The sequence below is a fragment of the Mesorhizobium sp. 113-3-9 genome (assembly GCF_016756515.1).
Classification (GTDB): domain Bacteria; phylum Pseudomonadota; class Alphaproteobacteria; order Rhizobiales; family Rhizobiaceae; genus Mesorhizobium.
In genome coordinates this window covers 857,960-873,472 of the sequence record NZ_AP023246.1, presented here as the reverse complement: position 1 = coordinate 873,472, position 15,513 = coordinate 857,960, and the positions used below count along the sequence as shown (strand labels likewise).

The window sequence follows — 15,513 nt, the reverse complement described above, 5'->3', positions numbered from 1 at the left end:
CGACCGCGCATGCGGCCGTTGGCCGCCTGGCGGGAACGGGATGCTCTCGCTTGGGGAAGCGTCGCATTCCGACAACCATGCTGGTAGTCACCGGCTTCAAGAGGAACGGTACTACGCCGACTACGCTGCCTGCGCCACCCGCTCCGAGCTCATGCGATAGGAGATCGCCTCGGCCAGATGGATGCGGCCGACGGTCTCGCTGGCGTCGAGATCGGCCAGCGTGCGCGCCACTTTCAGCACCCGGTGATAGGCCCTTGCCGAAAAGGCGAGTTTCTCGCTGGCGTCCCTGAGCAGGGACAGGCCGGCGGCGTCGGGCATGGCGATGTCTTCGATGACGGCCGGCGCGCAATGGGCGTTGGTGGTGGCGCTGGTCACGCCGAGCCGCTCGAAACGCTCGCGCTGGATGGTGCGCGCACGGGCGACGCGCAGCGCCACGGAAGCGCTCTTCTCCGCCCGGTCGGGCCTTATCAGGTCGCTGGCCGAGACGGCCGGCACTTCGATCCTGAGATCGATGCGATCGAGCAGCGGACCGGAAATGCGCGCCTGGTAGTCGGTACGGCAGCGGTCGCCGCGCAGGCAGCGATAGCCAGGCTCGCCGGCCATGCCGCAGCGGCACGGATTCATCGCCGCCACCAGCTGGATGCGCGCCGGATAGGTGACGCGGTGGTTGGCGCGCGCGATCATGCAGTCGCCGGTCTCCAGCGGCTGGCGCAGCGCGTCGAGCGTCTGCGGCGTGAATTCCGGGAATTCGTCGAGGAACAGCACCCCGTGATGCGCCAGCGACACCTCGCCCGGGCGTGCGCGCAACCCGCCGCCGACCATCGCCGCCATCGAGGCCGAATGGTGCGGGGCGCGGAACGGCCGCCGGTCGGTCAGCTTGCCTTCGCCGAGCTCGCCCGCCACCGAGGCGATCATCGAGACTTCCAGCAATTCCTTCGGCGCCAGCGGCGGCAGGATCGATGGCAGCCGCTGCGCCAGCATTGATTTGCCCGAGCCCGGCGGCCCGACCATCAAGAGATTGTGGCCACCGGCGGCCGCCACTTCCAGCGCCCGCTTGGCCGTCTCCTGGCCCTTGATGTCGGCGAGGTCGGGCAGATCGCGCGCCGAGGCGTGGATACCGGCCTCGGGGCGCGACAGCACCTGTGTGCCACGGAAATGGTTGGCAATGGCGATCAGGCTACGCGGCGCCAAAATGTCGAAGTCCTTGCCGGCCCAGGCTGCTTCCGCCCCGCAGGCGAACGGACAGATCAGCCCCTTGCCTTCGGCATTGGCGCCGATCGCCGCCGGCAAGGCACCGGCGACGGCGGCAATCGTACCGTCGAGCGAGAGTTCGCCGAGCACGACATAGCCGGCCAGCATGTCGCCCGGAATGGCGCCAAGGGCTGCCATCAGGCCAAGCGCGATCGGCAGATCATAGTGGCTGCCTTCCTTAGGCAGGTCGGCGGGCGCCAGATTGACCGTTACCTTCTTCGACGGCATCGACAGGCCCGACGCATGAAGCGCCGCCTGCACGCGCTCGCGGCTTTCAGCCACCGCCTTGTCGGGCAGGCCGACGATCTGCATGCCGACCTTGCCGGGCGCGATCATCACCTGCACGTCGACCGGCACGGCCTCGATGCCCTGGAAAGCGACCGTGCGAACCCGCGCCACCATTTTCCCTGCCCCCAGATACGGCCGCAACCCAACCGATTGGCTAAGAATGGCCCTTCGGGAAGACAACCACACTTCCTTGATCAAATCAAGAACATTACAGGAACACGGAAGCGTACTGGTTGCAATCAGGTTGTATCCGGCTGCAAAAGCGGAACATGGTTAATACGAAATGAAAACGGGCTGCTTCCGCTTGCTCTCAACCGCATTGAGAGGGCGACCAGTTCCTCTGGCAATCCGAGGCTGTTGCCGTCTGAGCGGTGACGAAGGCATCGACCGCACCGGAAAGGGATCGATCGATTGCGATCTGCGGTGGAAGCCACTCCATGACAGGGTATCGGAAAGGCCAAGGCATGGCGATCCGGTGCAAGGAGCCGCTTTCCAGAAAAATCTCATTTACAAGGTCTATGAACCGCTCGCGGTCTCGTTCAACTCGTTTCAAAGTTTGCGAACGAATATAAGCCCGGGGAATTCGTCGCTCTTTCAGCGCCAAGACAGCCTCCGCGATGGATCGAGGATCGGGTGGAACTGTAAGCGAATACTCGTCATCCAGATAAAGGTCTCGGCCGCCAAGGTTCGGCGTGGTGACCACAGGAAGCCCCGCGAGAAGATATTCCGTGCTGGCGAACATTGGTCCCTCCACTTCAGAGAGACAAAGTCCCACGGCTGCACGATTTAGATGCGTGTTCACGTGAGCTGATGTCAATCGGACAGGCTTGCCGGTGCCGTCAAACGCGTTGATAAAGACGTGATGCGGCGCGAGTTCCCTGTGCCGATCTATTCGTGCTCTCTCCGATTCCTTCGTAGAGGACTCGATTTTATCTCGATAAAACACAAATGCGCAACGCGGTATGCCAAGAGACAAGTCATGGCGCTTCCACGGAGCCAGTTGCGCATTGTAGATTGCATCAAACTCTACAGGGACGTCATCGAGAGGCCTGAATACGTTTTCGGAGGTTGTTGAAGTCTTGTTGTGCAGGACGGCGGCCTCGCCGGACTGATTCAACAGATCAGCCTCGGCTTGCGTGTTGGACAGGAAGATTAGCGAGTGACGGGGGTTCCTAAGTCTATGCAGAACGGCATAGGTGCGGATGGTTTTGACGCTAGAACTGTTTTCGATGGACCAGGTTGGCGAGATGAGAAACCAGGCACGGTGGCCGCGTGGAAGAAGAGGCATATGACTTGCTAATCCGAGGGGCGTACCGGACATTCCCGAATAGGATATGAACGGATCGTCCGACAGCAAACTTGCCTGAAGAGCAGGTTGCGATTTCGCAGAAGGGTGCCCTTTTCTGAGGTTGCGGCCATGACGCAGCATAGCTCTGACAATCTCGAATCTGGTAGGAGGGCGATACCCGTGCTTTAGAGTCAACATGCGGCAATTGCGATCATGGGTACGGAAGACGGCAGAGAGAAATTTCGCAAAGAAAGTATCGCCATCTGATCGACTGAATATCTCAGCGGTCAAATTTGCGAAGGAGCGCCTCGTGGAAGAAAGCATCCTCCCAAGCGGGGCTGGTTCTCACATCGCACTACCAACCGTATCCGTTTGCGTAGGCTGTTTCAATCAAGAGGCATTCATCGACACTGCGATCCGATCCGTAGCGGCGCAGACGTACACTGCGTTCGAGTGCGTGGTGGTCGATGATTTTTCGACCGACGGTTCCCGCCGAAGGATTGAAGAGTGTCTGTCCCAGCTTGGCGACAGTCGTTTCCGCTTTCTGCCCCGACCGCAAAATGGCGGGCAGTTGGCAACAATAATGACTGGGCTCGACGCGACAGCCGGACCTCTGATCTCCTTTCTCGACGGTGACGATGCCTGGCATCCCGACTTCATAGAATACCATGCGACAGCCCATCTCAGTCACACCCGTATCGCGGCGATCTCGAGCTCCGATGAAGTGTTGATAGATGCGGCCGGCAAGCTGCTTGCTGGCGGTCATCCCGTATTCCACCTGAATGACCCGCGATCGATGCCGAAAATGAGCGGTTACCTGCATGTCGATACGGAAGCTGACCCAACATTGTTATTTATTGATCGAGGTACTGTGGGTTGGTTTTGGTCAACCACATCGGGGATGATGTTTCGTCGAGCTCCGCTTGAAATCATGCGTCCATCTGATCCGGACGAAATTAGGATAGGTGCCGATGGTTATATGGCTCGTGCTGCCCACATGATTGGGGGAACCGTGAGGATCGAGCGGGTTCTTGGCAGTTATCGACTTCACGGCGGCAATGGCTGGGCGGACGGGCGCGTCCTGGGTGGCGGAGTTGACCTCGGTAGGATGTCGCCTGATACCGAAAGGGCGATACGGCGGGCACTGGCCAATCGTTGGTGCGAGGTGGCGCCGGGACTGGAGCATTTGATCTCCCGCCACTCAATGCGCAGGACCTTGGTCGACTTGATCGGACTGTCTGCGGCTTTTGCATTGCTGGAAAAGAACCCCGATGCGGGTTTTCTGCTGAAAGACTGGGCAACACCACGGCGAAAATTGCAGACCAAACTTATCGGTCTCCTTCCCCCGAAACTGAGGCCTCGGCGCTTCCGGGACAGAGTTTGATGTGATGGCCGCTGCTCAGCAGTCTTATTCGATAAAGAGCATCTTTCGATGCTTCTCTGGGCTCACCGAAGTCCTCCGTAACAACACACCTTACACGGCCGACTTCCGCCGCTTCTCCTCCACGCAATCCCAGAACAGGCTGGCAATGTCGGCGCCGCCGAAACGCTGCACTTCGCGCACGCCGGTCGGCGACGTCACGTTGATCTCGGTCATGTAGTCGCCGATGACGTCGATGCCGACCAGGATGAAGCCGCGTTCCCTGAGCGATGGCCCGATGCGGGCGCATATCTCGCGCTCGCGCTCCGTCAACTCGGTCTTTTCGGCGCGTCCGCCGACATGCATGTTGGAGCGGGAATCGTGCTCGGCCGGCACCCGGTTGATGGCGCCGACCGGCTCGCCGTCGATCAGGATGATGCGCTTGTCGCCCTTGCGAACATCCTTCAGGTAGCGCTGCACGATATAGGGCTCGCGGAACAGCTGGCCGAACATTTCGAGCAGCGAGGCGAGGTTGCGGTCGGCTTCCAGCAGATGGAAGATGCCGGCGCCGCCATTGCCGTAGAGCGGTTTGACGATGATGTCGCCGAACTCCTTGCGGAAGGCGGCAACCTCCAGCGGATCCTTGGTGATCAGCGTTTCCGGCATCAGGTCGGCAAACTCGGTGACGAAGATCTTTTCCGGGCTGTTGCGCACCCAGGCCGGGTCATTGACGACCAGCGTCTTCGGATGGATGCGCTCCAGTATATGCGTGGTGGTGATGTAGTTCATGTCGAAGGGCGGATCCTGGCGCAGCAGGATGACGTCTATCTCGGAGAGATCGGTGCGCACCTTTTCGCCCAGCGAATAGTGATTGCCCTTCTCATCGCGCAGCTGCATCTCCTCGATGCGGGCAAACACCTTGCCGTCGCGCAGCGACAGCCGGTCGGGCGTATAGTGGAACAATTGGTGGCCGCGCCGCTGCGCTTCCAGCGACAGTGCGAAAGACGTGTCGCCGGCGATCGACACGGCGGAGATATGGTCCATCTGGACGGCGATTTTCAACTTCATGGCAGGTCCCCAGCGCAGTCGACGAGAGCGATATAAGGGTCGCGGCGCCTTCTGCCAATCGGGCCAGCGATCTAAAGCGCATCCTTGCGACGCGCTTTAGACATTGGCTTCATGCATGTCGTTGTCCCAGACGGAAGCCACTTTCGGGCGGCATGCATCAACGATCAAAGACCAGCCTTGAATAACCGAGGAAGGACAGCGCCATGGCGGCCAGCGAGGCGATGGCGAGGGCTGCAAGCGGCGGCGCTGCCGGCAGCGCCAGCAGGATCGCGGAATAGACGAGGTAGTTGACGATGCTGGTGGCGATGCCGACGCCGCCATAGCGGGCGCCTTCTCGTGCCATGCCGCGGCGCGAGGGCGCGAAGGTCAGGTGCCGGTTGATCTGCCAGGTGACGCAGAGCGCGAAGCCTATCGACAGCACTCGGGCGGCGAAGGGCCCGAGCGGTGTGAAGGTGAGCAGCAGCCAGAGCGCCGCCGCATCGGCGGCGAAACCGATGCCGCCGGCGAAGACGAAGCGGACGAGGCGGCTCACCGCCTCAGGCTGCCCGGGGTGTCTTGCCCGGCGCGACCTTTGCCGCGGCGGGCGCGATCGCGCCGGTGCGACGCTCGGCACGGCCTGAAGGCATGGAGAGATAGAAGATGCGCTTCTGTTCGGCCCGCCCGCGCGACACCGAATCAAGGATCAGCCCGGTCACCGCCGCAAGCATGGACAAGAGCAGCAAACCGACCGACAGCACCCAGGTCGGTATGCGCGGGACAAGGCCGGTTTCAGCGAACTCGACCAGCACCGGCGCCATCAGGAACAGGCTCGAGGCCAGGAAGAACAGCGAAAAGGCGCCGAAGAAGCGCAGCGGCTGCGTCTCCTTCATCAGCATGGCGAACATCCACAGGATCCTGGTGCCGTCGCCAAAGGTCGACAGTTTCGACGACGACCCGGCCGGCCGGCGGCCGTAGTCGAGCGCGATTTCGCTGACCGGCAATTTGAGCTGCGAGGCGTGTACCGACATTTCGGTCTCGATCTCGAAGCCGCCGGATACGGCTGGAAAGCTCTTGACGAAGCGCCGGGTGAAGACACGGTAGCCGGAGAAGATGTCGGTGAAATCGCTGCCGAACAGCCATTTGTAGAGCCCGTTGAAGACACGGTTGCCGAAAGCATGGCCGGCCCGTCCGGCATCGTCGGAGACGCCGCGCCTGGTGCCCACCACCATGTCGGAACGTTCGGTCAGCAGCGTGTTGATCAGCTGTGGCGCGTCCTCGGGCGCATAGGTGCCGTCGCCATCGGCCATCAGATAGATGTCGGCATCGATGTCGGCGAACATGCGACGCACCACATTGCCCTTGCCCTGGCGCGGCTCGCGCACGACGATGGCACCGGCCGCTCGGGCGCGGAGCGCCGTCAGGTCCTTCGAATTGTTGTCATAGACATAGACGGTGGCGGCCGGCAGCGTTTCGCGGAACCGCCGCACCACCTCGGCGATGGTCAGCTCCTCATTGTAGCAAGGCAGGAGCACGGCGATGACAGGTTCGTGGTCTTGCGGCATTTTCGTCTCCGAATGCCTTGTCGACCACACGGCCGCGCGCCGGAAACCGGCCTCATCCAGGCGGTTTTACTATTTATTGAAGCCGTTAAGGCTAGGTTTAAGACCGACTTCATGAGTGTCGATTGGCCTGGAAGGGCCCGGCATTCCCGCCAAGGGCGATCGGGATGGGCACAGCAAGGGGAACTTCCGCGGGGAAGTCCGATATCGCGTTCGCGCTGCTCGCCGCCTTGCTGCTGCTGGCTCTCAACGCCTGTGCCGGGTTTCCGCAACTGGCCAATCCGGCGGGCGACAATGACAGCTTGCTGCAACTGGTTGAAGTCCGCGATCTGCTGGCCGGCCAGGGCTGGTTCGACCTGCACCAGTACAGGATGGGGCTGGAAGGCGGCTTCGTCATGCACTGGTCGCGGCTGCTCGATGCGCCTCTGGCGCTTGCGATCCTCGCCGTGTCGGTCCTGACGGGCAGCACCGCCCTGGCCGAACAGATCGTGCAAATAGTCTGGCCTGCGCTGCAATTCTTTCTCGCGATGTTCTTCATCATCCGCGCCGCGCGCGCTTTCGCCGACGCGCACGCCGTGCTGCCCGCCGCCGTGGTCGGTGGCGCGGCCCTGTACTACATCGGTATTTTTTCGCCCGGTGCGCTCGATCATCACAATGTCCAGCTGATGCTGACCCTGGCGAGCCTCGCCCTGCTGCTGGAGGCGCCGACGCGCCGATCGGCGGCCTTTGTCGCGGGCATCTGCGCGACATTGACCTTGGCCATCGGCATGGAAAGCGCTCCCTATGCCGGAGCCCTCGGCGCCGTCGTCGCGCTGCTCTTTCTCGCCGTGGGTGACGGCGAAAGGCTGATCGCAAGGGATTTCGGCCTAGGCGTCGCCGGCGTCTCGGCCCTTGTCTTCGTCACCACCATCCCGGTTTCATCCTGGGGCCAGGCCCAGTGCGACACATTCTCGGTCGTGCAATTCGCGGTCACCGGGCTTGCCGGAGCCGGTTTGGCAGCGATCGCCTCCTTGAGGGCCGCGAACGCAACGGCTGCCCGGCGCCTGATCTCGTTAGGCCTGCTTGCCGTCACGCTCGCTCTGGTCGTGGTGCTGCTGTTCCCGCAATGCCTGGCGGCGCCCTATGCCCATCTCGACCCACGCCTGCAGCAGATGTGGCTCGGCCATATCGAGGAGGCGCAGTCGATCGTCCAGCTTGTCTCCGATGACCCGGCCAGGGTGGTGGCGCGTTTTGCCACGCCGCTGGTGGCGATTGTGCTGATGGCGCTTCGCCTCGGCCATGGCGGCTGGCGGCGGCAGGACAGCCTCGTCGGCGCGCTGCTGATCGTCGCGGTCCTGGTCAGCGCCTGGGAAGTACGCGGCTCGACCTTCTCCATTGCCTTCGCGGTGATCCCGCTTTCGGCCTGGATCGCCAAATGGCGGCAGCAGGCCGAGACCAGCCCGTCCAGCGGCTCGATGCTCAGGATGGCCGCCGCCTGGTTGATCTCGGTCAATGCGATCTGGTCGGGCGCCGCTCAAGCCGCATCGAGCGCCTTCGAGACCGGTGCACCTGCCGGCGACGCCAGCATCGATGCGCCCTGCAACAGCAAGGCTTCGTTCGCGGCACTCGGCGCGATGCCCCCCACCACGGTCCTTGCCATCTCCAATCTTGGCTCGCCGATCCTCGCCTTCACCGGTCATCGCGTTTTCGCCGGTCCATACCATCGCAACGTCGCCGGAAACCTGCTCGTGTTCGATGCCTTGCTGGGCTCGGCCGCCGACGCGAAAGCCATCGTCGAAAGCCACCATGTCGGCCTTGTCGCGCTCTGCCGCGGCAACACGGAGAGCCGGCTGTTCGCGGCCAAGGCGCCGGACGGCTTCCTGGCCGGTCTGATGCGTGGCAGCGTGCCGGACTGGCTGGAGCCGGTGGCGGGAACCCGTGGCACGCCACTTGAACTCTACCGCGTCAAATCAAGCGGCTGAAAATCCGCGTGAAAACAATGGCCTGATGCTCTTTGTGGTCGACCTCCCGAAGGCATCCGGCTGTCTGTTTGGGCAAGATCGCCGGTGAAACCCGGATCCATTTTCCGGGATCATGCGCTGGCGGCGAAAAATTGGTTTTCAGGATACGTTTCCTAAAGGGTTTGCTGCCAGTCTCGGAAATAAATTCCGACGTCAAAAACAGGGACACCGATGCAAACTCCGTTTGGCACCGGTCAGGCAAATAGGGAGAGCACGGATCTGGCCTTCACCGATCCGTTGACCGGGCTTGGCAATCATCGCCGCTTCTTCGACAAGGTCGATCGCCTGATCAGCGACCGCGCCGACGATCCCGCGCCGTTTACCGTCGGCATTCTCGACCTTGACGGCTTCAAGCCGATCAACGACCTGTTCGGCCACAAGGCCGGCGACGACATCCTGATCCAGGTCGCCATGCGGCTGCGCGCCTCGATGGACGGCCACTCGACGGTCTGCCGCATCGGCGCCGACGAATTCGCCTTCCTCTATCCGCTGGTGTTCTCGGAGGAGGCGGCGGCGGAGAAGTCCCGCATGCTGATCGAGATCCTGTCGGCGCCCTACGATGTCGGCGAACGCACCGCCAGGCTGTCGGCCTCGGTCGGCTGCTCGCTGTTCTATTCCGGCGACGAGACCACCGAGATCCTCATCAACAAGGCCGAAACGGCGCTCTACCACGCCAAGCGCTCTGGCCGAGGCCGGGTCGTGGTCTACACGCGTGAAATGGAAGAGGCGGCCAAGCGCGTCACCCGCATCGAGCAGGCGCTTCGCCGTGCCGTCTCGGCCGGCGAGGTTGAGCCGCATTTCCAGCCGATCGTCGATCTCACCACGCGTCGCACAATCGGCTTCGAGACGCTGGCGCGCTGGACCGATCGCGACCTCGGCGCGGTGCCGCCGACGGTCTTCATCCCCATCGCCGAGGAACGCGGCATCATCGGCCCGTTGTCGCAGCTGGTGCTGCGCAAGGCGACCGAGGCGGCCAGGAGCTGGCCGAATGACCTGTTCCTGTCCTTCAACCTTTCGCCCTCGCAGCTCGTCGACCAGAACACCGGCCTGCACATACTGGCGATCCTCGACCGCACCGGCTTCGACCCGCGCCGCCTCGAGATCGAGATCACCGAGACCGGCCTGATGAACGATCCGGCCTCGGCGGCACAGATCGTCGAGGATCTGCGCCGCGTCGGCATCCGCGTCTCGCTCGACGATTTCGGCACCGGCCAGTCCTCGCTCGGGCGCCTGCGCGAATTCCATTTCGACAAGCTCAAGATCGACCGCGCCTTCGTCTCCTCCATTCTCGATGACCGGCCGTCCGAACACATCATCCGCGCCATTCTGGCCATGTGCGAGGGGCTCGGAATGGACGTGGTCGCCGAAGGCATCGAAGAAGAAGCGCAGGCCGACCGCCTGGTCCAGTTCGGCTGTGCCGGCGGGCAGGGCTATCTGTTCGGCAGGCCGGTCGATGCCGACGCCACGCTCGGCTATCTCCGCGATTCCTTCCGTGGTGCCTTGCGCGCCAAGGCGATCTGACCGGGATCTCTGTTCGGCCGACCATCGCGACATTGCGCCGAATGCGGCGCATTGTCGTTTTGTCTGACATAAGCCCCAAATCCAGCTTTTCGCCCTTGCCCGCGCGACTTGCGTGGCTAGGATGCGCGCCGGTCAGGCTGCAGCGCCACGCGTCCTTCAGCACGCGTAAAGGACGCTGCAGCAGTTTTGGTTTGCACATGAGCCTTTTCCGAAAATCGATCCGATTTTCGGGGTCATGTGCGAGGAGAGAAAAGACATGATGCCATCGGCGGATTTTGCCGACCTCAGGGGAGCCTCGGTGCTGATCACCGGCGGCGGGTCCGGGATCGGCGCGGCCCTGACCGAGGGGTTTGTGCGCCAGGGCGCCAACGTCGCCTTCATCGACATCGCCGACGGCCCGAGCACGCTGCTTGCCGACCACATCGAGAAGGAGTTCGGCCGGCGGCCGCTCTACCTCAAGACCGACCTGCGTGACATCGAGGCGTTGCGGGCCTCCGCGGCCAAGGCGGCCGAGGCGCATGGCGATGTCACGGTGCTCATCAACAATGCCGCGTGGGACGAGCGCCACGCCGTCGAGGACGTGACGGTGGAGTTCTGGGACAACAACCAGGCGATTAACCTCAGGCCGCATTTCTTCACCGCGCAGGCGGTGGCGCCGGGCATGAAGCGGGCCGGCGGCGGCTCGATCATCAATTTCACCTCGACATCCTACCTCATCAACCACCCCGACATGCCGGCCTACACCGCCGCCAAGGCGGGCATCCTCGGTTTGACAAAGGGCTTGGCCGGCAAGCTCGGGCCCGACCGTATCCGCGTCAACGCCGTCGCGCCCGGCTGGGTGATCACCGAACGGCAGCAGGAACGCTGGGTGACCGAAGGGGCGCTTGCCGCCCATGTCGCCAAGCAGTGCATCAAGGACGTCATGCGCCCGGACGACATGGTCGGCACGGTGCTGTTCCTGGCCTCGGACGCGTCGCGCATGCTGACCGCGCAAATGCTGATCGTCGACGGAGGCTTCCTGTGAGCCCAGCCAGCAACGCTCCCGCGGTAGCGGCGCTCGATTGGGGCACCACCCGGCTTCGGGCATGGCTGATCGACGGCAGCGGCAAGGTACTCGCCGAACGTCGCGGCGATGACGGCCTGATCACGGCGCGCGAAAAGGGGTTCTCCAACGTCCTCGAGGGTCACCTTGGCGCCATGGGGGCACCGGAAAAATTGCCCGTCATCATCTGCGGCATGGCCGGCTCCCGCCAGGGCTGGATCGAGGCGCCCTATGTGTCCGTCCCGGCGCCGATCGGCTCCATCCTGCGCGGTGCGGCCCGCATCGAGGACAGGCGCCGCGACATCCGCATCGTGCCGGGCCTCGCCCAGCGTCTGGCTGACGCGCCGGATGTCATGCGCGGTGAGGAAACACAGCTTGCCGGCGCTGGTTTGCCGGCAAAGGGGCGACATCTCGCCTGCATGCCGGGCACGCACTCGAAATGGGTCGTGGTCGAGGATGGCGCGGTCGCCGGCTTCGGCACCTGGCCGACAGGCGAATTGTTCTCGGTGCTGGCGGCGCATTCCATCCTCAAGCATTCGCTGGGCGAGCACCCGGCTCCGGTGGCGGTGGACAACCCATTCTTCCGGCAATGGTGCGAACGGGCGCTTGGCGAGGGCGGCGACGTCACCTCGAAGCTGTTTGCCATCCGTGCCGCCGGGCTCCTGCAGGACCTGAAGTCGGAAGATGCGGCGGCCTGCCTGTCCGGGCTTCTGATCGGCGGCGAGATCGCCTCGGCGAAGCGCCGCTATGGCGCCGGCCATGCGCCGATCGTGCTGATCGCGTCCGGCGCGCTCGCTTCGCTCTATTCGTCAGCACTCGACCTTGCAGGACTTGCCTTTCGCACGGTCGATGCGGACGAAGCGGTGCGCGCCGGCCTGATCGAGGCCGCGCGCGAGAACGGCATGATCGCCACAACCGGAGCCTTGGCATGACCGAGACCGCAGCCTTTCCGAAACTCAAGCGCGGACTGGTCGCCATCCTGCGCGGCCTGAAACCCACAGAGGCGATTGCCATGGGGCAGGCGCTGTTCGATGCCGGCATCGAGGCGATCGAAGTGCCGCTCAACTCGCCCGAGCCTTTCTCGTCGATCGCCAGGATTGTCGAAGTGCTGCCGAAGTCGGCCCTGGTCGGCGCCGGCACGGTTCTGACGGCGGCCGATGTCGACGGCCTGCACAAGGCCGGCGGGCGGCTCCTGGTCAGCCCCAACATCGATGCCGAGGTGATGGCGCGTGCCATGCACCACGGCATGGTGACGATGCCAGGCGTGTTCACGCCCACCGAGGCTTTCCAGGCGATCCGGCTGGGCGCCTCGGCCCTGAAATTCTTTCCGGCGAGCGTGCTCGGGGCGGGTGGCATTTCGGCGATCCGGGCGGTGCTGCCGGCACAGACCCTGGTCGGCGCGGTCGGCGGCGTTTCGGAGAAGGATTTTGCCGGCTACAAGGCGGTCGGGGTCACGGTCTTCGGCCTTGGCTCCAGCCTGTTCAAGCCCGGCATGAGCGTCGACGATGTGGCAGTGCGTGCGCACGCCGCCGTCGCGGCCTGGGATGCGGTGTTCGGAGACGCATGATGATTGAAGCGATCGTTTCTGTTTTTTCCGACCATGTCTGCCAACTCGGCGAAGGACCGAGCTACGATCCCGCCACCGATGCGTTGTTCTGGTTCGACATCGTCAACGGCCAGCTTCTGGAGAAGCAGCTGTCCGGCGGCGAGACCAAGGTCCATGAGCTGGGCCAGATGGCGAGCGCCATCGCCATCATCGACGACAAGCGGCAGCTGATCGCCACCGAGACCGGGCTTCATGTCCGCGATGTCGCGACCGGCAAGATGACGCTGCACACGCCGATCGAAGCCGACAATCCGGTCACCCGCTCCAACGATTCGCGCGTCCATCCCTGCGGCGCGCTGTGGACCGGCACGATGGGCAAGGGCGAGGAAAAGGGCGCCGGCTCGATCTACTGGTTCTTCAAGGGCGAACTGCGCCGCCTGTTTTCGGATATCACTGTCTCCAATTCGATCTGCTTTTCCGCCGACGGCGCGCTTGCCTATTATACCGACACATCGACCGGATTGCTGATGCGTGTCGCCTGCGACCCGGCGACCGGCCTGCCGGTGGGCGAGCCGAAGATCTTCGTCGATCACCGTTCCGCCAAGGGCTATATCGACGGTTCGGTGCTCGACCGCGACGGCATCCTGTGGAATGCCGTGTGGGGCGGGAGTGTCATCGAGGCCTATGGACCCGACGGCAAGCTCGTCCGCACGGTCGCCATGCCGGTGACACAGCCGTCCTGTCCGGCCTTCGTCGGCAAGAACGCCGATCGCCTGGCGGTCACGTCGGCCTGGTCTGGCAAGAGTGAGAAGCAACGCCTGCTCGACCTGCAGGGCGGCATGACTTTCCTGCTCGACATTCCCGTCAATGGCCGGTTCGAGCCGCGCGTGCTGATAGCCTGACCTGTCACACAACCGCCCGCGCCGGTCGGTTTCCCGCAAGCCGATTGAAAAGGCCGTGCGATTGTAGCGCCTGATTTCGCCCGGAGCATTCGATGCCGCACAAGACGCCGACGCTGATCCTCGTCCATGAGCCGGAGAAGGCCTGTTTCGATAGGCTTGTCGCGGATGGCTACCCGAAGGAACGCGCCATCGAGATCTCGTCCTATCTGGCGCAGTCAACCGACCTGGCGCCGGAATTCGGCCTGCTCGCTGCCGCATGCGACAAGCGTGGCCTTGCGTTCACGGCGGTCGAGCTCGACGATGCGGCGTCGGTGCTGGCGAAGGCTGATCCCGATACGACGCTGGTCTGGACGCTGACAGACGGCGTCGCCTATTTCCGGGGCGGCGCGGTGCCCGCGATGGCGCGGTTGAATGGGCTGCGCACGATTGGCGCCGACGATGCGCTGTTCGCGCTGTGCCAGGACAAGTTCCGCTCCGGCGCCGTGCTAGGCGCGCTCGGCCTGCCGGTGCCGCAGGCCGGCCTTGCCCGGGATGGCAAATGGCTGGTCGAGCCGCCGGCTTCCGCCGCCGGCTGGTTCGTCAAGCCAAACCGGCTTGGCGCCAAGATCGGCATATGGCCGGATTCGCGCGTTTCCGAACTCGCTCACGCGCTGGAACTCAGCCGGCGTGTCTTTTCCCATTATCGCGACGATGTCGTCGTCCAGCCCTATGTTGCCGGCCGCAACGTGCGTGCGAGCTTCCTCGGCCTCAATCCTGAAACGGGCGTAGAGGCTTTGGGCATCTTCTTCGTCGATTCCGGCGGCGATTTCCAGACCATGGCCGACTCCATGGCGCTCTATGGCGACACCGGCCAGGCGGCCAAGGATGCGGGGACCTATGTCGAGCCGGAGTTGGAACCCGTCGGCGCCAGCCTGTCGGCAGCCGACCGCAAGATCCGCGCCATTGCCGAACGGCTGATGAGCGGACTGGGCCTCAGGGATGTGTTCTCTGTCGATTTCAGGGTCGAGCCCGACGATACCGTCCATCTCATCGAGTTCGAGGTCTGTCCCGGCCTGCCCTGCTTCGACTTCCGCGACTACTGCCGCACGCGCTGGGGCATGAGCTTGTCGGAAGCCATGGCCGAAACCGCCGTTAAACGGCTTGTCGTGAAGTCGTCCCGACGTGCTTGAGGTCGGAACGTCAGCGCCTTCTTCCCCTTCATTCCAAGCTTTCCAATGCTATGCTTCATTGTATCTGGGCCGATCGCTCTGACACGAAGCCGTCAACAAGAATGAATATGAATATTAATCCACCGTTAGAATTTTAACTATTTTTTTAATCTTGGATTTAGTGGATTAGAGCACGCTAAACGTGCGGCGTAATATTTATATTAGGAGATATCCAATGAAGGTTCATGCCGTTGTACATCGTGCAATTACAGATCCTCTTTTTGCTCTTGAGTTGTCAGGTAAAGCCAGCGAAGCATCTCGAAAATACCGTGAAAAAGGTGTTGTCGAGAGAGCGGACTGGGAAGGTGTTCTCGCAGAATTTGCAGATAGCCCGGAGGAACTTAGCCGGATGTTTGTAAAAGAGAAATTGACCGAAGACGGTACCACTTGGACTATTACGACAACTGCAACTGTGACAACAAGCTCCTGCACTGTTACCGTAACGACGGTTGGCACTACCATACTCTGACTTACATCTTACTCCATTTCCTGCTCGAGATA

14 protein-coding genes are annotated in these 15,513 nt (G+C 63.0%); 9 read left to right on the top strand and 5 right to left on the bottom strand.

All coding sequences use genetic code 11. From position 1 onward, the window contains the following. Positions 1-120: 120 nt before the first annotated feature. Both MesoLj_RS04060 and MesoLj_RS04055 read right to left on the bottom strand, forming a co-directional pair. The gene (locus MesoLj_RS04060; protein WP_202325159.1) at positions 121-1,653 is read right to left on the bottom strand and encodes a YifB family Mg chelatase-like AAA ATPase; all 1,533 of its coding nucleotides are present in this window, start codon (positions 1,651-1,653) and stop codon (positions 121-123) included. Positions 1,654-1,849: 196 nt separating this feature from the next. After that, a complete protein-coding gene (locus tag MesoLj_RS04055) occupies positions 1,850-2,968 on the bottom strand; it encodes a glycosyltransferase (RefSeq protein ID WP_202325158.1) in 1,119 nt (372 codons plus the stop codon). 169 nt (positions 2,969-3,137) lie between these two features. Between MesoLj_RS04055 and MesoLj_RS04050 the strand changes: the two genes are divergently transcribed. Next, positions 3,138-4,211 carry a glycosyltransferase family 2 protein gene (locus MesoLj_RS04050; protein WP_202325157.1) on the top strand — a complete coding sequence of 358 codons (1,074 nt, stop codon included), beginning with the start codon at positions 3,138-3,140 and terminating at the stop codon, positions 4,209-4,211. A gap of 90 nt (positions 4,212-4,301) precedes the next feature. Here MesoLj_RS04050 and gshB read toward each other — a convergent pair whose 3' ends face one another. The 3 genes from gshB to MesoLj_RS04035 all read right to left on the bottom strand — a co-directional run bounded on the left by gshB (position 4,302) and on the right by MesoLj_RS04035 (position 6,796). After that, a complete protein-coding gene (gshB, locus tag MesoLj_RS04045) occupies positions 4,302-5,255 on the bottom strand; it encodes a glutathione synthase (RefSeq protein ID WP_140770924.1) in 954 nt (317 codons plus the stop codon). A 157-nt stretch (positions 5,256-5,412) separates the two neighbouring features. Further along, on the bottom strand, positions 5,413-5,787 hold the full coding sequence (locus tag MesoLj_RS04040; RefSeq protein WP_202325156.1) for a GtrA family protein: 375 nt from the start codon (positions 5,785-5,787) through the stop codon (positions 5,413-5,415). Positions 5,788-5,791: 4 nt separating this feature from the next. After that, positions 5,792-6,796 (bottom strand): glycosyltransferase, encoded by a 1,005-nt coding sequence (locus tag MesoLj_RS04035; RefSeq protein ID WP_202325155.1) that lies wholly within the window; start codon positions 6,794-6,796, stop codon positions 5,792-5,794. Positions 6,797-6,960: 164 nt separating this feature from the next. On the opposite strand from MesoLj_RS04035, the gene MesoLj_RS04030 reads away from it, so the two are divergent. From MesoLj_RS04030 to MesoLj_RS03995, 8 genes are all read left to right on the top strand, one after another. After that, positions 6,961-8,754 carry a GtrA family protein gene (locus MesoLj_RS04030; protein WP_202325154.1) on the top strand — a complete coding sequence of 598 codons (1,794 nt, stop codon included), beginning with the start codon at positions 6,961-6,963 and terminating at the stop codon, positions 8,752-8,754. 210 nt (positions 8,755-8,964) lie between these two features. Further along, positions 8,965-10,314: a putative bifunctional diguanylate cyclase/phosphodiesterase gene (locus tag MesoLj_RS04025; protein ID WP_140770915.1), complete on the top strand. Its 1,350-nt coding sequence runs from the start codon at positions 8,965-8,967 to the stop codon at positions 10,312-10,314. A gap of 256 nt (positions 10,315-10,570) precedes the next feature. Further along, entirely contained in the window at positions 10,571-11,338 is a 768-nt protein-coding gene (locus MesoLj_RS04020; RefSeq protein WP_202325153.1) for an SDR family NAD(P)-dependent oxidoreductase, read from the top strand. After that, the gene (locus MesoLj_RS04015) at positions 11,335-12,288 is read left to right on the top strand and encodes a 2-dehydro-3-deoxygalactonokinase (protein WP_202325152.1); all 954 of its coding nucleotides are present in this window, start codon (positions 11,335-11,337) and stop codon (positions 12,286-12,288) included. Before MesoLj_RS04020 ends, MesoLj_RS04015 begins: the two co-directional genes overlap by 4 nt. Next, positions 12,285-12,923, top strand: coding sequence for a 2-dehydro-3-deoxy-6-phosphogalactonate aldolase (locus tag MesoLj_RS04010; RefSeq protein WP_140770910.1), 639 nt, complete (start codon positions 12,285-12,287; stop codon positions 12,921-12,923). The genes MesoLj_RS04015 and MesoLj_RS04010 overlap by 4 nt, the downstream gene beginning before the upstream one ends. After that, a complete protein-coding gene (locus MesoLj_RS04005) occupies positions 12,923-13,804 on the top strand; it encodes an SMP-30/gluconolactonase/LRE family protein (RefSeq protein ID WP_202325151.1) in 882 nt (293 codons plus the stop codon). The genes MesoLj_RS04010 and MesoLj_RS04005 overlap by 1 nt, the downstream gene beginning before the upstream one ends. A 92-nt stretch (positions 13,805-13,896) precedes the next feature. Then, on the top strand, positions 13,897-14,973 hold the full coding sequence (locus tag MesoLj_RS04000) for a D-alanine:D-lactate ligase-like protein (protein WP_202325150.1): 1,077 nt from the start codon (positions 13,897-13,899) through the stop codon (positions 14,971-14,973). A gap of 214 nt (positions 14,974-15,187) precedes the next feature. Further along, a complete protein-coding gene (locus MesoLj_RS03995) occupies positions 15,188-15,481 on the top strand; it encodes a hypothetical protein (protein ID WP_140770904.1) in 294 nt (97 codons plus the stop codon). Positions 15,482-15,513 lie beyond the last annotated feature (32 nt).